This is a genomic window from Aurantimonas sp. Leaf443 (assembly GCF_001425575.1).
Classification (GTDB): domain Bacteria; phylum Pseudomonadota; class Alphaproteobacteria; order Rhizobiales; family Rhizobiaceae; genus Leaf443.
Genome location: NZ_LMRD01000013.1, coordinates 74,902 through 92,207, shown reverse-complemented (window position 1 = coordinate 92,207; position 17,306 = coordinate 74,902). Strand labels below are relative to the sequence as shown.

The following is a 17,306-nucleotide window of genomic DNA, read 5'->3' as shown; positions in this document are numbered from 1 at the left end:
CGGCCCGGAACCCGTCCCCCCGCCTGGAACGCTTCCATTGTCGGCGCGCCCCCCGCCTGCTATTTCAGGCCCATGAGCGGGATCGGACATTTGCGGGCGCGCGTGGCGCTGCCGACGACGGAGGGCTTCGCGGCCCTGTCCGACCACGTGCGGCTGCCCAGCCGCTTCGCCTCGCGCTTTTCCGCCGCCGGGCGCTAGGCGCGGCGAGCGCTCCGGGCGCATGGCGACCGGGGTCCGCAGGTTCCGCTTCCTCTTCCCGTGTTTTCATGGCGGCCCGCCCGCCTCTGCCCCGAAAGGGATGATCGCATGACATCCGGCAAACCCCGCACGCTCTACGACAAGATCTGGGACGACCATCTCGTCTCCGAGGAGGGCGGCAGCGGCCTTCTCTACATCGACCGCCATCTCGTGCACGAGGTGACGAGCCCGCAGGCCTTCGAGGGCCTGCGCATGGCCGGGCGCCGCGTGCGCCACCCGGAGAAGACGCTGGCCGTCGTCGACCACAACGTGCCGACCTCCGACCGCTCCTTCGGCATTTCCAATCCCGAGAGCCGCCTGCAGGTGGACACGCTCGCCCGCAACGCGGCGGCCTTCGGCATCGAGTATTTCGACGCCGTCGACCGGCGCCAGGGCATCGTGCACATCATCGGACCGGAGCAGGGCTTCACGCTGCCGGGCACGACCATCGTGTGCGGCGACAGCCACACGTCCACGCACGGCGCCTTCGGCGCGCTCGCCCACGGCATCGGCACGTCCGAGGTCGAGCACGTGCTCGCCACGCAGACGCTGATCCAGGCCAAGGCCAAGAACATGCTGGTGCGCGTCGACGGGGAGATCCCGGCGGGCGTGACGGCCAAGGACATCATCCTCGCCATCATCGGCAAGATCGGCACGGCCGGGGGCACGGGCTACGTCATCGAATATGGCGGCTCGGCGATCCGCGCGCTCTCGATGGAAGGGCGCATGACGGTCTGCAACATGTCGATCGAGGGCGGCGCGCGCGCCGGGCTGATCGCGCCGGACGAGACGACCTTCGCCTATATGCGCGACAAGCCGCGCGCCCCCAAGGGCGCCGAGTTCGAGCGCGCCGTGGCATACTGGAGGACGCTCCATTCCGACGAGGGCGCCCATTTCGACGCGGTCGTCACGCTGGACGCGGCCAATCTGCCGCCCATCGTCTCCTGGGGGTCGAGCCCGGAGGACGTCGTCTCCATCGACGGCGTGGTGCCGGACCCGGCGGCGATCGCCGACGAGAACAAGCGCAAGTCCAAGGAACGCGCGCTCGACTATATGGGCCTGACGCCCGGCACGAAGATGACCGACGTCACGCTCGACCGCGTCTTCATCGGCTCCTGCACCAACGGGCGCATCGAGGACCTGCGCGCGGTCGCCAAGGTCGTGGAGGGACGGCGCGTGGCCGAGAGCGTCTCGGCGATGATCGTGCCAGGCTCGGGGCTGGTGAAGGCGCAGGCCGAGGCCGAGGGGCTCGACGCCGTGTTCAAGGCCGCCGGCTTCGACTGGCGCGAGCCGGGCTGCTCCATGTGCCTCGGCATGAACGAGGACCGGCTCTCGCCCTACGAGCGCTGCGCCTCGACCTCGAACCGCAATTTCGAGGGCCGCCAGGGCCACAAGGGCCGCACCCATCTCGTCTCGCCCGCCATGGCCGCCGCCGCCGCCATCGCCGGTCGCTTCGTCGACATCCGGACCTGGCGCTGACCACCGGTCCCGCTCCCGGGCGCTCCTCGCAGACGCGAGGACGCCCGCGGGCGGCGGTGCCGGTGCCTGCCGCCCGATTGCCGAAACGGACCGGCTTGACGGGCTCCTCCTTTCCGCGAGACATGGGGTCCATGGAAGCGCCGGTCCCCGACATCGACATCCGAAAGCTGCGCCTTGCCGACGCGCGCGATCTCGCGCCGCTGATCTCGGCCTACAACCAGGCGCTCTTTCGCGGGGCGCCCGACGCGCCGGACAATTTCTACGCCGAGCAGCTGCTTCAGGACCGCACGGCCGAGCTCCTCGGCGCCCGGCTCGACGGGGCGCTCGTCGGGTTCCTGATCTTCTACGACGTGCCGGACGTGTGGACGGGCATGCGCTCGGGCCTCGCCGACCATATCTTCGTCGACCAGCGCCATCGCCGGAAGGGCATCGCCAAGGCGATGATCGACCTCCTCGCCGACGAGGCGGACGGGCGCGGCTGGTCGAAGCTCGTGCTGCACGCCCCGCGCAATCCCGGCACGGCGCGCCGCCTCTACGAGAAGGTGGCCGATCCCGCCGACTGGGCGAGCTACGTGGTGCGCTTCACCGAGCGGCGCGATTCGGCGCTCTAGGCGCGGGGGCTGCCGGGTGCCCTGCGCCGGCCGCGTCTCGGGCCGGTCGCGCCCTCTTGCCGCGCCTAATCGATTAAGCCGATGAAACGATGGATCGGCGGTTGGGCGAGACTTGATTTCGCACTCGCAATACGCCTTCTAGAACCATTCTCGGCGCAACGCCCGGCGGATCGGTTCCGCTGCCCGCGCCGATTCCAGGCAAAGTGCAAAACGAAGGGCCAGAATGTCCGAGGCGAAGTCCGCGCGGCCGCTGTCGCCGCATCTGTCGATCTACCGGTTCCGGCCGACCATGGCGATGTCGATCGCCCACCGCATCACCGGCGCGGGCCTCTACGGCGGGACGATCCTTCTCGTCTGGTGGCTGGTCGCCGCCGCCAGCGGACCGGAGGCCTTTTCCTGGGCGTCCGCCTTCTTCGGCTCCTGGCTCGGCCGGCTGATCCTCTTCCTCTACACGTTCACGCTGATGCACCACATGGCCGGCGGCATCCGCCATCTCCTGTGGGACACCGGCCACGGCCTGTCGCGCGAGGATTCGACCAGGCTGGCGCTCGCCACGCCCGCCGCCGCGCTCGCCGCCACCGTTCTGATCTGGCTCGCCGTCGCGATCATCGGCTGAGGACCTGACACCATGACCGACATGAGAACCCCCCTCAGCCGCGTGCGCGGCCTCGGCTCGGCCCGCGCGGGCACCGAGCATTTCTGGCTGCAGCGCCTGACGGCGGTCGCCAACGCCGTCCTCATCACCTTCTTCGTGATCCTGCTCGTCTCCCTGCACGACGAGCCCTACGAGGGCGTGCGCGCCGCCTTCTCGAGCCCGCTCGTGGGCCTTGCCATGGCGCTCGTCGTCATCTCCGCGACGGTGCACATGCGCCTCGGCATGCAGGTGATCATCGAGGACTATGTCCACGGTGCCGCCAAGCTGCCGCTCGTCCTCCTCAACACGTTCTTCGCCATCGCGGTCGCCGGCGCCTGCCTCTTCGCGATCGTCAAGATGAGCTTCGGAGCCTGACCATGGCCACTGCCCAGCCCCACCGCTCGGCCCCCGCCCAGAACGGCAAGGCCTACACGTTCACCGACCACACGTTCGACGTCGTCGTCGTCGGCGCCGGGGGCGCCGGCCTTCGCGCCACGCTCGGCGCGGCGCAGGCCGGCCTGAAGACCGCCTGCATCACCAAGGTCTTCCCGACGCGCTCGCACACGGTCGCCGCGCAGGGGGGCGTCGCCGCCTCGCTCGGCAACATGGGCGCCGACAGCTGGCAGTGGCATATGTACGACACCGTGAAGGGGTCGGACTGGCTGGGCGACCAGGACGCGATCGAATATCTCGTGCGCGAGGCGCCCAAGGCCGTCTACGAGCTCGAGCATTTCGGCGTGCCGTTCAGCCGCACCGAGGACGGGCGCATCTACCAGCGGCCCTTCGGCGGCATGACGACCGAGTTCGGCAACGGCCCGCCGGCCCAGCGCACCTGCGCCGCCGCCGACCGCACCGGCCACGCGATCCTGCACACGCTCTACGGCCAGAGCCTGCGCTACGCCTCCGAGTTCTTCATCGAGTATTTCGCCATCGACCTCATCATGGACGAGGAGGGCGTGTGCCGGGGCGTCGTGGCGCTCTGCCTCGACGACGGCACGATCCACCGCTTCCGCGCCAAGAAGACGATCCTGGCCACCGGCGGCTACGGCCGCGCCTATTTCTCGGCCACCTCCGCCCATACCTGCACCGGCGACGGCGGCGGCATGGTGCTGCGCGCCGGCCTGCCGCTGCAGGACATGGAGTTCGTGCAGTTCCATCCGACCGGCATCTACGGCGCGGGCTGCCTCATCACGGAAGGGGCGCGCGGCGAGGGCGGCTATCTCACCAATTCGGAAGGCGAGCGCTTCATGGAGCGCTACGCCCCCTCCGCCAAGGATCTGGCCTCGCGCGACGTCGTCTCGCGCTCCATGACGATGGAGATCCGCGAGGGCCGGGGCGTGGGCAAGGGCAAGGACCACATCTTCCTGCATCTCGATCATCTCGACCCGGCCGTCTTGCACGAGCGCCTGCCCGGCATCTCGGAATCGGCACGCATCTTCGCCGGCGTCGACGTGACGCGCGAGCCGATCCCGGTCCTGCCGACGGTCCACTACAACATGGGCGGCATCCCCACGAACTATCACGGCGAGGTGCTGACCAAGAAGAACGGCGACGCCGACTCCGTCGTGCCGGGCCTGATGGCCGTCGGCGAGGCGGGCTGCGTCTCCGTCCACGGCGCCAACCGTCTCGGCTCGAACTCGCTGATCGACCTCGTCGTCTTCGGCCGCGCCGCCGCGCTCCGCTGCGCCGAGACCGTGACGCCCGGCGAGAGCCAGCCGACGCTGCCGGCCGGCGCCGGCGACCTCGCGCTGTCGCGCCTCGACCGCTTCCGCTACGCCTCGGGCTCCACTCCGACCGCCGAGCTCCGCGACACCATGCAGCGCACGATGCAGTCCAACTGCGCCGTGTTCCGCACCGGCGAGATCCTGGAGGAAGGCCACCAGAAGATCCATCAGGTCTGGGGCGCCTCCGACGACGTGAAGATCACCGACCGCTCGCTGATCTGGAACACCGACCTCGTCGAGACGCTGGAATACGACAACCTCATCGCGCAGGCGGTGGTGACGATGGACTCGGCCCGCAACCGGCAGGAATCGCGCGGCGCCCATGCCCGCGAGGACTTCCCCGACCGCGACGACCAGAACTGGATGAAGCACACCCTGTCCTTCGCCGACACGGTCGCCAAGACCGTGACGCTGGAGGACCGGCCGGTCCACACCTACACGATGTCGAACGAGATCGACTACATCCAGCCGAAGAAGCGGGTGTACTAGAGAAGGCGGCCCTCATGGCTTTCGCGCCATCCCAGACGATCGGACATAACAGGCCGCCGAGGGGAGGGCGCGTGTACGCCATCGCATTCGATTTCGACACCGAGATCCTCGAGAGGCTCTATCCCAATCCGTCCTGGCGAAACGCCTATTCGGACGTGCGGACGTTTCTCGAGGAGAACGGGTTCGAGCATCGGCAGGGTTCGGTCTATTTCGGCGATCCCGAACTAAGCGCCCCCGAATGCATCGCCATCGTGGAAGACATGGCCGACGAGTTCGCCTGGTTCACGGCATCGCTGAAGGACATTCGGATGCTGCGGATCGAGGAGAACAACGACCTGATGGTCGTGCTCGACCGCAAGCGTCGTCGCGCCGCACGCCGCAAGAACTGAGCGGCCGGGCACCGGCCCTGCCGCCCGTTCGATCACCTTTCCGAAAATCAATGCGGACTTTCGCCGGCTCTGTCGTAGATGCGGGCTGGGCATCCGTGATGCGGCCGGCAAAGGCCGCACAGCGTCTTTCTCGGGAGGACTGACATGGCGAAGGTGAATCGGACGGCGGGGCTGGCGCTTCTGGCGATCCTGATGGCGGGCACGAGCGCGATGGCGCAGGGCACGGGCGCGGCGCCGGCGACCCCGCCGGCCGCCGCCGGGGCGCCGACGCCGACCGAGCCGGCCGCGACGGAGACGCCGCAGGCGCCGGCCGCGAGCGGCGGGCAGGCGAGCGACGCGACGCCGAGCGGCGCGCCTGCAGGCTCCGCGCCCTCCGCACCGGGCACGCCGGCGACGACGACGCAGACGCCGCAGCGCGAAGGGACGGCCGGAAGCCCGGCGAGCCCGCGCAACGCCGTCGGCGACAAGTTCGAACTGCCGCGCATCTCCGACAAGCAGTCGCAGCTCAGCCTCATCTCCGGCCTGTGCGCCGTGCAGATGAAGGGCATGTCGAAGGCGGCCTGCGACTGCCTCGCCGAGAAGAGCTTCACGGGCCTTGCCGATCCGCAGCGCGACTATCTCATCGCCTCCGTCGTCGCGCCCCCCGTGGCCGACCGCATGCTGAACGACGGGCGGGTGGGCAAGCCCGACCAGGAGTTCATCTTCGCCTTCCTCGAGAAGGAATCGACGACCTGCAAGGCCGACCATCCGGGCACGCCGACGGTCGGGCCCGACGTCGCCCCGCTCGCCCCGATGTCGCCGGGCGCGCCCAAGGTGCCGGGCGGCCCGACGAACTGACGCAGGCGCAGGGTCGCCGATAGAGAAAGGGCGCGCCGGCGGACCGCCGGCGCGCCCTTATCATGACGGCGACGGAGGCCGAAGCGCCTATTGCGCGGCCACGCGCCAGACGATGCCGCCGGCATCGTCCGCCACGAGCAGCGCGCCGTCCTTGGCGACCGCGACGCCGACCGGCCGGCCATGCGTCTCGCCCGTCTCGGCATCCTTCAGGAAGCCGGTGAGGAAGTCCTCGATCGCGCCCGTCGGCTTGCCGTTCTCGAAGGGCACGAAGGCGACGCGATAGCCGGAAAAGTCCGAGCGGTTCCAGGAGCCGCGCTGGCCGACGAAGGCGCCGTCGCGATACTTCCGCGGGAAGGCGTCGCCCTCGTAGAAGGCAAGGCCGAGCGAGGCCGTGTGGGCCCCGAGCGCGAAGTCCGGCACGAGGGCCTTGGCCACGAGATCGGGCGCCTCGCCGGCGCGTCGCGGGTCCTCGTTCTGGCCGAAATAGCTGTAGGGCCAGCCGTAGAAGGCGTTCTCCTTCACCGAGGTCATGTAGTCCGGCACGAGCGCGTCGCCGATCTCGTCGCGTTCGTTGACGGCGGTCCACAACTCGCCCGTCGCCGGGTTCCAGCCCATGCCGACGGGGTTGCGCAGCCCGGCCGCGAAGATGCGCTCGCCCGAGCCGTCGGCGGCGATCTCCAGGATGCCGGCGCGCCGCTCCTCCTCCTTCATGCCGAACTCGGCGACGTTGGAGGCCGAGCCGACGGAGACGTAGATCTTCGAGCCGTCCTCGCTGGCGAGGAGGTTGCGCGTCCAGTGGTTGTTGTAACCGCCGGCCGGCAGGTCGAGGATCGTCTCGCCCTTCGCCTCGATGCGCGTCTGGCCCTCCTGATAGGGGAAGCGCAGCACCGCGTCGGTATTGGCGACGAACAGAGTGTCGCCGACCCGCGCCATGCCGAAGGGCTGGTTGAGATTCTCGAGGAGCGCGCTTTTCTCGTCCACCGTGCCGTCGGAATCGGAATCGCGCAGGAGCGAAATCCGGTCGGCGCTGTCCTTCAGGGTGCCGGAGGCCTTCTGGAGCTCCTGCTTCCTGCGCTCCTCCTCGTCCTTGGGCTCCTTCGGCCTGGTCGCGGCCTCGGCGACGAGGACGTCGCCATTGTCGAGGACATGGATCCAGCGCGGATTGTCGAGCCCTTCGGCGAAGCGGGTGACGGTGAAGCCCTCCGGGGCCTTCGGGGCGGCGCCCTCGGGCCAACCGACCTGGCGCGTGTAGTTGGCGACGTCGTGGGACAGATCGGGGTCGGGCAGGTCGAGCGTGGACGGCGCGCCGGCGCCGGAGGTGACGGCGACCTGGGCGCCGCCGGGACCCGTGGCGAGGAGGAGGGCGCTGCCCGCCAGGAGGCAGGTTCGAAGGGACATGGTGGGGCTCCGCTGAAAGATGTCGCAGGCCCAATGCGGGGGCCTCCGGGGCGTTCCGATGGACGGGCGACGGCCGGGCAAAGGTTTCGTGAGGGGCGGTTTATCCGGACGGGACGCGCGCTTGCGAGGCGGCGTGGCGGATGCCGGGCATCGCGCGGGACGCCCTGCCGTCGAAGTCCCTGCGGCGCCTCGCAACTTCAAACGATTTGAAGGAGTTCCGCGCGCTTTCGCCGCTGGCCTTTTGCGGCGCAGCGATTATGGTGCGAACGATTCCAAACTGGCACCGGAAACCCCCATCCATGGTCGAGCTCGCGCTTCCGAAGAATTCGAGGATCGAGAAGGGCAAGGTCTGGCCGAAACCGGCCAACACGTCCAAGCTGCGGGAATTCCAGATCTATCGCTGGTCCCCGGACGACGGGAAGAACCCGTCGGTCGACACGTTCTACGTCGATACCGAGGATTGCGGTCCGATGGTGCTCGACGCGCTCCTGTGGATCAAGAACAACGTCGATTCGACGCTGACGCTGCGCCGCTCGTGCCGCGAGGGCATCTGCGGCTCCTGCGCCATGAACATCGACGGGGCCAACACGCTCGCCTGCACCAAGGGCATGGACGAGGTGAAAGGCGCGGTGAAGGTCTACCCGCTGCCGCACATGCCGGTGATCAAGGACCTCATTCCCGATCTCACCGTGCCCTACGCGCAGCTGCGCTCCATCGAGCCCTGGCTGAAGACCGAGACGCCCGCGCCGGAGAAGGAGTGGCGCCAGAGCCATGCCGACCGCGAGAAGCTGGACGGGCTCTACGAGTGCATCCTCTGCTTCTGCTGCCAGACCTCCTGCCCCTCCTACTGGTGGAACGGCGAGCGCTATCTCGGCCCCGCCGTGCTCCTGCAGGCCTATCGCTGGCTGATCGACAGCCGCGACGAGGCGACCGGCCCGCGGCTCGACGATCTCGAGGACCCGTTCAAGCTCTATCGCTGCCATACGATCATGAACTGCACGCAGACCTGCCCGAAGGGACTGAACCCCGCCAAGGCGATCGCCGAAATCAAGAAGATGATGGTCGAGCGTCACGTCTGACGCGGCTTGTGCCGGCGACGCGCCCGCCGCGGGCCGGTGGCACGAAACGATGTGGAAAGACTGAAGACGGGGCGGGCCATCGCGGTTCCGCCCCGTCCGCTTGCGCGAACCCTGCGGACTGCGGCCCCGCTGCAACAGTGGCGGAAGAAAGGCAGCGGGACGGGCCTTCGAGCTCACGGACATCTTTTTTGGGACACGTTTCGTCATCAATCGTGAGGAATGACGATCCGAACCCTTCTCCCGCTGACCCTCGTGGTCCTGTCCGGCCTCTCGCTATCGGCCTGCGTCGGCGCGCCCGATGCCGAGATGTCCGACCTCGTCAAACCCGTCGCCTACGGACCGGAGCAGGAATGCCTCGCCCGGGCGATGTATTTCGAGTCCAACCGCTCCTCCCGCGAGGGGATGCTGGCCGTCGGCACCGTGGTGATGAACCGGGTCAAGTCGGGGCGCTACGCCTCCGACGTCTGTTCCGTCGTTGCCCAGCCGCGCCAGTTCGCGCCGGGCGTGATGACCCGCGAGATGGGCGCCGGCAAGGAACTCGCCATGCAGACGGCGGCCGAGGTCCTTTCCGGCAAGCGGCATGACGGGGTGAAGGAGGCGATGTTCTTCCACACCGCCGGCATGAGCTTCGGCTACAACAACATGCACTATGTCGCCATCGCCGGCGGCAACGCCTTCTACGAGAAGGTCTCGCGGCGTCTTTACAACGGCCCGCTGCGCAGCCAGAGCCAGGTGGCCGCGCTGCAGAAGCAGGGCAAGGCGTCCGAGGCCAGCGACATCGACCGGCGCATCGCCGCGGCCAAGGCCTCGCAGGGCGGCACGCAGGTCGCGCTCGTGGAGGAGATGCCGGGCGTGCGCAACTCGGCCAAGCCCTTCCTGTCGCTCTTCGACGGCCGGACCGGCCGCCCGCTCGTGACGAACGCCGCCGTCTCCAATCCCGACGCCCTCAGGGGCGCCGACATGGATCGGGCGCAGGCGCGGCGGGGCCGGGCGAGCGAAGGCGCCACGCCGACCGCGTCCGCGTCCGCGCCGGCGCGCGGCGGGCGCGTCGTCCTCGCCGCCCAGCCGCAGGTCGCACCGGCACGCTCCGGCGGCGCGCCGGACGACATGTCCGATCTCATCGCCCGCATGGCCGGCCTGCCCGACGAGGCGCCGCAGGCCGTCGCCGTCCCCTCCGCCCGGCCTGCGACCGCCCGCTGAGGCGACAGCCGGCGGCGGGATCGCCGGCCCCACCCTTCAGTCCGAGCGACGGCCGCCTATATTCGAGGGCCTCAACGCGCTCGAGCCTTCCGCCGGCGCCTTCTGTCCGGCGGAGGACGATCGTCATGGATGCCATGAACAGCGCTGGCGATCTCCTGTCGGTCGCCGAGGACGCCACGATCGGGCCCGTGCTGCTGTCGCGCGGCGTCGAGGACGGTCGCCACCGCCTCCTCGCCCTGATCGCGCAGCCCGGCGACGAGGCGCCGCGCCTCACCGCGACGGCCGAAGGCGAGGACGAGGCGGGCGGGCGCGCGCGCTTGCTGACCACGATCGCCGGACGCCGGCTCTTCGCCATCGCCTTCTCCCTGCCGGCCGACCGGCCGGGCGCCTATGCCGTGGAGACGCAAGCGTCGGGGACGCGCCGCTTCGAGGTGGCCCCGCCCGCGCGCGGGGCGCTGTCCATCGCCTACGTCTCCTGCAACGGGCGGGAGAAGGGCGACGGGGACCGCGCGGGCGAGGAGCGCAACGCCTTGTGGACGCGGCTCTGGGGCGAGCATCGCGAGAGCCCCTTCGCCCTCCTCCTGCAGGGCGGCGACCAGATCTATGCCGACGAGGTGCTTCAGGCCCATCCCGCCTTCGTCGCCTGGAGCGAGGCGGCGCACGGCGAGTGGGGCGCCATCGCCTTCGACGAGACGTGCCGGCAGGCCGCGCTCCGCTTCTACGCCGAGCGCTATCTCAGCGTCCTCTCGCAGGAGGGCACCGCAGAGCTTTCGGCCCGCGTGCCCTCGGTGATGATGTGGGACGACCACGACATCATGGACGGCTGGGGCAGCCTGCCCGAGGCGATGCTCGACAGCCCCGTCGGGCGGGGCCTCTTCGCGGCGGCGCGCGAGACCTTCCTCCTCTTCCAGCTCGGCGCGGAGGGCCCGCCGCCGGGAATCGGGCTCGATCCGACCGGCGCCAGCCTGTCGCTCGCGCTGCGCTATCCGGGCCTGTCGATCCTCGCGCCGGACCTTCGCAGCGAGCGGCGGCCGCACCGGGTGATGGGCGAGGCCGGCTGGACGGCGTTCGAGCGCTCGCTGGAGGAAACGCCGCCCGGCGACCGGGTGCTCGTCATGTCCTCGGTGCCGGGCCTCGGGCCGCGCCTCAGCTGGGTGGAGCGGCTCGGCGATCTCGCGCTCGGCGGTCACCGCTACGAGGACGACCTGCGCGACCAGTGGCAGAGCCGAAGCCACCGCGCCGAATGGACGCGCTTCCTCAAGGCCCTCGCGACCTTCCAGGAGGCCGGGCGCGGCCGGGTGACGCTCGTCTCCGGCGAGATCCATCTGGCGACGCGCGCCCGCATGCGCCTGAAGGACGGCTCGGATCTCGAACAGTTCATCGCCTCCGGCATCTCGCATCCGGCGCCGAACGGGGCCTATCCCATGCTTCTGGGGCTGCTGGCCCGGCTCGGCGAGTCGCCGCTGCCCGGGCGGCCGATCCGCATGGCCCCCATTCCCGGCCGGCGGACGATCTACACGGCCGAGCGCAACTATCTCGTCCTGACGCGGACGGGACGGGACTGGTCGGCGCGCTGGGAGACGGAGAAGGGCGGTCCGACGCCGCCGGTGACGTTCTGAAGCGGCCGGCTTCGAGCCTTCGCGGGGCATGACGCCCGAACCCTCATGCCGGCCGCGCCGCGGCACGCGGCCCGTCCGTCCGCCCCGTTGCAGATCGGCCGCAGTGGCGCTCGCAAAACCATTCTCGCAACGGTGGAAAATCTTCGGTTTTCAGGGGGTTGAAACCCCTCGGTAAGCAAAAAACATATTGCCGCCGCAAGCAGATCACGTTCTCGACACGAAAACTGGGGATTAGCTCCCCGCCGCGATCATGTCGATCGAGGGGGTCCAGACAGGAAACAAGAATGACGAAACTGCGAAAGGCCGCGCTTCTGGCGGTCTCGATGACGTTCGGCGTGTCGGCTTTCACCGCGCTCGGATCCATCTCTGCCGAAGCTCAAACGAAGTCGGTGCGTTCGGGTTCCGCGTCCTATTACGGAAAACAGTTCCATGGCCGGCGCACCGCCAATGGCGAGCGCTTCAACATGAATTCCATGACGGCCGCCCACCGCACGCTGCCCTTCGGCACGAAGGTGAAGGTGACCAACAGCGTCAACGGCCGCTCGGTCGTGGTGCGCATCAACGACCGCGGGCCGTTCCACGGCAATCGCGTCATCGATCTCTCGCGCGGCGCTGCCCAGAGCATCGGCATGATCTCGTCGGGCGTGGCCAAGGTGAAGCTCGACGTCGTTTCCTGAGACGGGAGAGACGGCGAGGGAAGACGGAAACCGGCACGGGGTGTTTCCGGGATCGGGCGCCGCATCGGCGGCTCATTGAGGCATGATCTGAAAAAGCGTGGCTTTCTCTTTTCAGTTCATACCTCAAGCATCTTCGATCGGACGGGGGCGGCTCTCACGGGCCGCCCCCGTTTTCGTTCGGGCCCGCTCGATGCGGGTCCGCCCTAGGGCGCGCCGTAGAGGCGCATCGTGCCGCTGCGCTGGGAATAGATCGGCGCCTCGATCGTGCCGACCGGCCGGAGGCCGAGCGCCTCGGCCTCCTCGCGCGAGAGGCCGGCGAAGAGCGTCGCCGCCGTGCCGTCGGCGGGGCGCCAGGGGCGGTCGAGCTCGAACTGGTCGCTCGGCCGGGCGCCGTCCGGCAGGAGGGCGCGCGTGTCGAGACCGCTGTCGCGCAAGGGGTGGAGGAGGCCGGCGGTCAGCGCCCGTCCCTCGATGACGAGGCGGGTGGCGCCGCGCTCGCGCGCGAGCGCCGTCAAGTTGCGCGCGGTCGTCTCCCAGCCGCCGAGCTGGCGCAGCTGGCGGGCGGGCTCGGGCACGCGGGCGGGGTCGAGCACCGCCGTTCCCACGAGGATGGCGGCCGAGACCGCGCCGCAGACGAGAAGATTGGCGGAAAAGAAGAACCGGCCGGAATGGCGCAGGACGAGCGCCGTGGCGAGGACGGTGCCAGCCGGATAGGCCGTGGCGCCCCAGTTGGCATTGGCCTGCGAGAGGAATCCCTGCAGCGTGATGGCGAGGAGCACCGGCCAGGAGAGCCAGAGGAGGAGCGCGTCGGTCCGGGGCTTCTCGGTGCGCGCGCCGAGCAGCAGGGCATTGAGCATGGCGCCGAAGATCACGGGGCCGGCGACCGCGAACTGCACGGCCAGGAATTCGAACCCCTTGCCCGGATTGAGCCGCGACAGGCTCCAGCCGATGTTCTCGCCCGTGTGCTCGAAGGTCGCAAAGGAATGGGAGGCGTTCCAGGCCAGGTTCGGCGAGACGACGAGGAGCGCAAGCGCGAGCGCGGCCAGGCTCTCGCGCCGCAGGAGCGCCGGGCGCGTTTCGGGCAGCGCCACGGCGACCAGCGCGCACAGGATCGGCAGGTAGATCATGGCATATTTGGCATAGAGCCCGATGCCGACGCTCGCCCCGAAGAGAAGCGCCGTGGCAAGGCGGGGCCGCTCCAGATGCGAGACCAGCGCCAGAAGGCCGAGGCTCCAGAAGAAGAGGAGGAAGACGTCGGTCGTCATCAGGAAGGAGGAGACCGCGATCCCCGGCATCAGCGTGTAGAAGAGGCCCGTCCAGAACCCGGCCGCGCCGCCGTAGAGGCGACGCGCGAGGGCCGCCAGGCACAGGCCCGTGGCGAAATGCAGGAGCGGCGAGGCCGAGCGCACGCAGGCCGCCGACTGGCCGCAGACCTCCGTCTCCAGCGCGATGGCCCAGGCGATCAGCGGCGGCTTGGTGAAGTAGCCGAAGGCGAGATCGCGCGACCACGCCCAGTATTGCGCCTCGTCGAAGCCGAGTTCGCTCGGCGACAGGGCGAGGGCCGCCAGCCGTGCCGCCGCGACGAGGCCGAGGATCAGGACGAGGACCGCGATGCCCGGATCGCGATCCTGGAGGCGCAGGGCCGGCCGCCGCCTTGCGGGCCGGTCGAGGGTGGCGAGCGTCATGGCAGGTCCGTTCGAGGAGGCGCCGGGCAGCGCCGGCCGTCGAGGGCAAGGCGATGATCTAGCGCATCCCCGCGCGAAGCGGAATCGCCCCGCGGCGGGCGGCAGGGCGCGACTTCCCCTCCATCGGCCCGCCGCCTTGCGCTCGACCCCTCGCACGGGCCGCGCTATGGCCGGCGGCGACGAATGGCGCGGACGGCGAGGGCGGGCATGGCGATACGGGGCGGCGGGTCGAACGAGCCGGGGCGGGCGCGGCGAAGCCAGGCGCTGATGCCGACGACCGAAGGGCTCGCCGCCGGGGCGGCGCCGCGCCCGTATCGCCGGCATCGGCGCCCATGCGCCGCGCAGCCCTTGCCCTGGCTGATCCTGGCCCTTGCCCTTGTCAGCGGCTTCTTCCTCGCGGTCCCGCAGGTCGACATCGCCGCGAGCGGCCTGTTCTACGTGCCGGGCGCGGGCTTTCCGGCCTCGGACGTCGCGGTGCTGGAAGGGCTGCGGGACGTGGCGAGCCTTCTTGTCGTCCTCGTCTGCGCCGCCGGCCTCGCCGGCCTCGCCGCGCCCTTCGTGTCGCGCGGCCGGTTCCTCGCCCTGCGCCCGCACCAGGGCCTCTACATCCTCGCCGTCTTCGCGCTCGGGCCGGGGCTTCTCGTCAACGCCGTCCTCAAGAACACGGTCGGGCGCGCCCGGCCGCGCGAGATCGTGGCGTTCGGGGGCGACGCGTCCTTCTCGCCGGTCTGGACGATCTCGGACGCCTGCGCCTCGAACTGCTCCTTCGTCTCGGGCGAGGGCGCCTCGGCCATGGCGCTGATGGCGCTCGTCTTCGTCCTGCCGCGGGCCTTCCGCCGGCGCGCGGGCCTTGCGATCCTCGCCGTCGCCGCCCTGCTCTCGGCGAACCGCGTGGCCTTCGGCGGGCATTTCCTGTCGGACACGCTGATTTCCTGGCTTCTGGTGCTCCTCGTCATGATCGTGCTGCGCCCGTTGCTTCTCGGCCACAGGGGCCGGGCGATGGACGCCGCGCTCGCCAAACGCCTGAAACGCAAGGCGGCGGGCGATCCGGGCTGAGCCGGTGCGCGGCGGGCGCAGGGCTGTCCGATCGCGGGCCTCCCTTGGCCTTCCGCGCGCAAGCGCCTAAGAAGCGGCGCCCCCAGCCGCTCAGCCGGCGGGGACCGAAGGCGCCCCGGCGCGCCGCTCCGGCGCCGACGGCGCGAACCGACAAGACGGCCCCATGGCGTTCCAATTTCTCACCGTCGTCATCCCGGCGCGCAACGAGGCGGCCAATCTCGACATTCTCGTGCGCGAGATCGCGGCCTGCATCGGCCTGCGCCGCCACGAGATCGTCGTCGTCGACGACGGCTCGACCGACGAGACCGGCGCGACGCTCGCGCGCCTGGCCGCCACCGGCCTCTCGCTGCGCCACCTGCGCCACGACCGGTCGGCGGGCCAGAGCCGCGCCATCCGCACGGGGGTCTTCGCCGCGCGCGGCGACGTCGTCGTCACGATCGACGGCGACGGTCAGAACGACCCGACCTTCATTCCCGCCCTCGTCGCCGCGCTCGAGGCGGCGGGACCTGAAACGGGCCTGGCCGCCGGCCAGCGCACCGGCCGGACCGACACGGCGCTGAAGCAGGCCTCCTCGCGCTTTGCCAACGGCTTGCGCAACGCGATCCTCAAGGACGACACGCGCGACACGGGCTGCGGCCTGAAGGCGATCCCGACCGAGCTCTTCCGCCGCCTGCCCTTCTTCGACGGCTGGCACCGCTACCTGCCGGCGCTGGTGCTGCGCGAGGGCTTTTCCATCGTCCATATCGACGTGCGCGACCGCAAGCGCCGCTTCGGCGCCTCCAATTACGGCATCTTCGACCGCGCCCTGCGCGGCGTTCTCGACCTCTTCGGCGTCTGGTGGCTGCGCAGGCGCGCCCGCACCGTGCCGAGCGTGGCCGAACTCGACCTGGACGGACGCCCGTGACCACGATCCTCACCTATCTGCACTACGTCTTCGTCGAGCAGTTCGACGTCTGGATCGCGCTCGGCTTCCTGGCGCAGCTGATGTTCACCGGCCGCTTCGTCGTGCAGTGGATCGCCTCCGAGCGCGCCAAGCGCTCGGTCGTGCCGGTCGCCTTCTGGACCTTCTCGCTCCTCGGCGGCGCGCTGCTCCTCGTCTACGCCATCCACCGCCACGATCCGGTGTTCATTCTCGGCCAGGCGGCCGGCCTCTTCATCTACCTGCGCAACATCGCCCTGATCCGCGGCGAGCGGCGGCGTCTGCGCGAGGCCGGGACCGCGCCGGAGGCGTCGGGTGCGGCACGGCAGCACTGACGGGCGGCGCCGTCGGACGAAATACATCGCAATCCAAAGTTGCAAGTAAGACCTGTAATTACCAAAGTATCGTCATATATATAGGCGCATAATCGGTTTTTATACTGTTCTAGTCCGGCGCATTAAATCAAAATCTCACAGAACTGATCGCATGCATGCGATCTTCCTGCGTGCGCGCCCTGCACGGCATGATGCTCAATAGCGATCTTTCGTTATTTTTGTCGCCCTTGCGACTGTGTAGACCTTGACCACGAAACCGTAAAACTTTCGACCGCAGCGAAATTCGGTGACCTGCCCACGATGGCGTCGGCCGGCGATCTGCGAGCGGAAGCAAAGGAACAGGAGCTCCGGCGGGAGCGCGCGAACATTCGGTCCGGGCCGGCAGGGCGTCCGGTCGCGACAGCAGGACAGGGGACGATATCGTGACTTCGCGGCGCCGATCGACCTCGCGCATGGCCTTCGGCGACGGGCGGGCGAACAGGGCACCGCTGCGCAGGCAGGCCCGGCCACAGACCGGGCGATCCCCGACCCGCATCGCGGGACAGCCGACCGGCCGGGCGCAGTTCGCGGCGCTCGCATGACGACGCCCATCCCGAGGCGTCGGACGGCCGAAATGTCAGGAATGGATGATCTAAATTGAGCAATCCACTGTCCAAGCGGGAACTGGAGATACTTTCCCTGGTCGCGGACGGCAAGACGAGCGCCGAAATCGGCATCATTCTGGGGATCTCGCGGTACACCGTCGACAACCATCTCGTGTCGATCACCGTGCGTCTGGGCGCCGTCAACCGCATGCATGCCGTCGCGAAGGCCATCCGCTCCGGCTATATCTGACACGACCATCGTCGCGCCGGGCCTTCGACGGCGCCGGCCGATGCGCGCAGGCAAACGCTCCATCGAACGCGCCGCGACGGCCCGTCCCCCGACCCGACCCGACC

At 69.8% G+C, this 17,306-nt stretch carries 18 protein-coding genes; 16 read left to right on the top strand and 2 right to left on the bottom strand.

Features of this window, described 5'->3' with window-relative positions:
- The first annotated feature begins 72 nt into the window (after nt 1-72).
- The 8 genes from ASG48_RS18975 (at nt 73) to ASG48_RS17480 (ending at nt 6,400) form a co-directional block, all read left to right on the top strand.
- Complete coding sequence (locus ASG48_RS18975; RefSeq protein WP_280138023.1) at nt 73-198, top strand: hypothetical protein; 126 nt, start codon at nt 73-75, stop codon at nt 196-198.
- A 108-nt stretch (nt 199-306) separates the two neighbouring features.
- Nucleotides 307-1,716 carry a 3-isopropylmalate dehydratase large subunit gene (gene leuC, locus ASG48_RS17510; RefSeq protein ID WP_055852985.1) on the top strand — a complete coding sequence of 470 codons (1,410 nt, stop codon included), beginning with the start codon at nt 307-309 and terminating at the stop codon, nt 1,714-1,716.
- A gap of 131 nt (nt 1,717-1,847) precedes the next feature.
- Nucleotides 1,848-2,327 carry a GNAT family N-acetyltransferase gene (locus ASG48_RS17505; protein ID WP_055853140.1) on the top strand — a complete coding sequence of 160 codons (480 nt, stop codon included), beginning with the start codon at nt 1,848-1,850 and terminating at the stop codon, nt 2,325-2,327.
- A 223-nt stretch (nt 2,328-2,550) separates the two neighbouring features.
- Nucleotides 2,551-2,943: a succinate dehydrogenase, cytochrome b556 subunit gene (gene sdhC, locus ASG48_RS17500; protein ID WP_055852982.1), complete on the top strand. Its 393-nt coding sequence runs from the start codon at nt 2,551-2,553 to the stop codon at nt 2,941-2,943.
- A gap of 12 nt (nt 2,944-2,955) precedes the next feature.
- A complete protein-coding gene (sdhD, locus tag ASG48_RS17495) occupies nt 2,956-3,336 on the top strand; it encodes a succinate dehydrogenase, hydrophobic membrane anchor protein (protein WP_055852980.1) in 381 nt (126 codons plus the stop codon).
- 2 nt (nt 3,337-3,338) lie between these two features.
- Nucleotides 3,339-5,174, top strand: a complete 1,836-nt coding sequence (gene sdhA, locus ASG48_RS17490; protein WP_055852977.1) for a succinate dehydrogenase flavoprotein subunit — start codon at nt 3,339-3,341, stop codon at nt 5,172-5,174.
- A 71-nt stretch (nt 5,175-5,245) separates the two neighbouring features.
- Nucleotides 5,246-5,563: a virulence factor gene (locus ASG48_RS17485; RefSeq protein WP_055852974.1), complete on the top strand. Its 318-nt coding sequence runs from the start codon at nt 5,246-5,248 to the stop codon at nt 5,561-5,563.
- A 144-nt stretch (nt 5,564-5,707) separates the two neighbouring features.
- Complete coding sequence (locus ASG48_RS17480) at nt 5,708-6,400, top strand: hypothetical protein (protein ID WP_055852970.1); 693 nt, start codon at nt 5,708-5,710, stop codon at nt 6,398-6,400.
- A gap of 87 nt (nt 6,401-6,487) precedes the next feature.
- Here ASG48_RS17480 and ASG48_RS17475 read toward each other — a convergent pair whose 3' ends face one another.
- Nucleotides 6,488-7,798 carry a sorbosone dehydrogenase family protein gene (locus ASG48_RS17475; RefSeq protein WP_055852967.1) on the bottom strand — a complete coding sequence of 437 codons (1,311 nt, stop codon included), beginning with the start codon at nt 7,796-7,798 and terminating at the stop codon, nt 6,488-6,490.
- Between the two features lie 299 nt (nt 7,799-8,097).
- Between ASG48_RS17475 and ASG48_RS17470 the strand changes: the two genes are divergently transcribed.
- The 4 genes from ASG48_RS17470 to ASG48_RS17455 all read left to right on the top strand — a co-directional run bounded on the left by ASG48_RS17470 (nt 8,098) and on the right by ASG48_RS17455 (nt 12,373).
- Nucleotides 8,098-8,877, top strand: coding sequence for a succinate dehydrogenase iron-sulfur subunit (locus ASG48_RS17470; protein ID WP_055852963.1), 780 nt, complete (start codon nt 8,098-8,100; stop codon nt 8,875-8,877).
- Nucleotides 8,878-9,096: 219 nt separating this feature from the next.
- Entirely contained in the window at nt 9,097-10,077 is a 981-nt protein-coding gene (locus ASG48_RS17465; protein WP_162243940.1) for a cell wall hydrolase, read from the top strand.
- A gap of 125 nt (nt 10,078-10,202) precedes the next feature.
- Nucleotides 10,203-11,696 carry an alkaline phosphatase D family protein gene (locus ASG48_RS17460; protein ID WP_244486943.1) on the top strand — a complete coding sequence of 498 codons (1,494 nt, stop codon included), beginning with the start codon at nt 10,203-10,205 and terminating at the stop codon, nt 11,694-11,696.
- Nucleotides 11,697-11,980: 284 nt separating this feature from the next.
- Nucleotides 11,981-12,373: a septal ring lytic transglycosylase RlpA family protein gene (locus ASG48_RS17455; protein ID WP_055852959.1), complete on the top strand. Its 393-nt coding sequence runs from the start codon at nt 11,981-11,983 to the stop codon at nt 12,371-12,373.
- Nucleotides 12,374-12,576: 203 nt separating this feature from the next.
- On the opposite strand, the gene ASG48_RS17450 is transcribed toward ASG48_RS17455, so the two are convergent.
- Nucleotides 12,577-14,058 (bottom strand): glycosyltransferase family 39 protein, encoded by a 1,482-nt coding sequence (locus ASG48_RS17450; protein WP_055852957.1) that lies wholly within the window; start codon nt 14,056-14,058, stop codon nt 12,577-12,579.
- A 267-nt stretch (nt 14,059-14,325) separates the two neighbouring features.
- Here ASG48_RS17450 and ASG48_RS17445 point away from each other — a divergent pair, with 267 nt between their 5' ends.
- The 4 genes from ASG48_RS17445 to ASG48_RS17430 all read left to right on the top strand — a co-directional run bounded on the left by ASG48_RS17445 (nt 14,326) and on the right by ASG48_RS17430 (nt 17,202).
- On the top strand, nt 14,326-15,114 hold the full coding sequence (locus tag ASG48_RS17445; protein WP_055852954.1) for a phosphatase PAP2 family protein: 789 nt from the start codon (nt 14,326-14,328) through the stop codon (nt 15,112-15,114).
- Nucleotides 15,115-15,277: 163 nt separating this feature from the next.
- A complete protein-coding gene (locus ASG48_RS17440) occupies nt 15,278-16,018 on the top strand; it encodes a glycosyltransferase family 2 protein (protein ID WP_055852949.1) in 741 nt (246 codons plus the stop codon).
- Complete coding sequence (locus tag ASG48_RS17435) at nt 16,015-16,368, top strand: lipid-A-disaccharide synthase N-terminal domain-containing protein (RefSeq protein ID WP_055852946.1); 354 nt, start codon at nt 16,015-16,017, stop codon at nt 16,366-16,368. Before ASG48_RS17440 ends, ASG48_RS17435 begins: the two co-directional genes overlap by 4 nt.
- 636 nt (nt 16,369-17,004) lie before the next feature.
- A complete protein-coding gene (locus ASG48_RS17430) occupies nt 17,005-17,202 on the top strand; it encodes a helix-turn-helix transcriptional regulator (RefSeq protein ID WP_055852943.1) in 198 nt (65 codons plus the stop codon).
- Nucleotides 17,203-17,306 lie beyond the last annotated feature (104 nt).

Coding starts and splice junctions, on each gene's coding strand:
- ASG48_RS18975 (WP_280138023.1), top strand. CDS start 73: ATGAGCGGGATCGGACATTTGCGGGCGCGCGTGGCGCTGCCGACGACG.
- leuC (WP_055852985.1), top strand. CDS start 307: ATGACATCCGGCAAACCCCGCACGCTCTACGACAAGATCTGGGACGAC.
- ASG48_RS17505 (WP_055853140.1), top strand. CDS start 1,848: ATGGAAGCGCCGGTCCCCGACATCGACATCCGAAAGCTGCGCCTTGCC.
- sdhC (WP_055852982.1), top strand. CDS start 2,551: ATGTCCGAGGCGAAGTCCGCGCGGCCGCTGTCGCCGCATCTGTCGATC.
- sdhD (WP_055852980.1), top strand. CDS start 2,956: ATGACCGACATGAGAACCCCCCTCAGCCGCGTGCGCGGCCTCGGCTCG.
- sdhA (WP_055852977.1), top strand. CDS start 3,339: ATGGCCACTGCCCAGCCCCACCGCTCGGCCCCCGCCCAGAACGGCAAG.
- ASG48_RS17480 (WP_055852970.1), top strand. CDS start 5,708: ATGGCGAAGGTGAATCGGACGGCGGGGCTGGCGCTTCTGGCGATCCTG.
- ASG48_RS17475 (WP_055852967.1), bottom strand. CDS start 7,798: ATGTCCCTTCGAACCTGCCTCCTGGCGGGCAGCGCCCTCCTCCTCGCC.
- ASG48_RS17470 (WP_055852963.1), top strand. CDS start 8,098: ATGGTCGAGCTCGCGCTTCCGAAGAATTCGAGGATCGAGAAGGGCAAG.
- ASG48_RS17465 (WP_162243940.1), top strand. CDS start 9,097: ATGACGATCCGAACCCTTCTCCCGCTGACCCTCGTGGTCCTGTCCGGC.
- ASG48_RS17460 (WP_244486943.1), top strand. CDS start 10,203: ATGGATGCCATGAACAGCGCTGGCGATCTCCTGTCGGTCGCCGAGGAC.
- ASG48_RS17455 (WP_055852959.1), top strand. CDS start 11,981: ATGACGAAACTGCGAAAGGCCGCGCTTCTGGCGGTCTCGATGACGTTC.
- ASG48_RS17450 (WP_055852957.1), bottom strand. CDS start 14,058: ATGACGCTCGCCACCCTCGACCGGCCCGCAAGGCGGCGGCCGGCCCTG.
- ASG48_RS17445 (WP_055852954.1), top strand. CDS start 14,326: ATGCCGACGACCGAAGGGCTCGCCGCCGGGGCGGCGCCGCGCCCGTAT.
- ASG48_RS17440 (WP_055852949.1), top strand. CDS start 15,278: ATGGCGTTCCAATTTCTCACCGTCGTCATCCCGGCGCGCAACGAGGCG.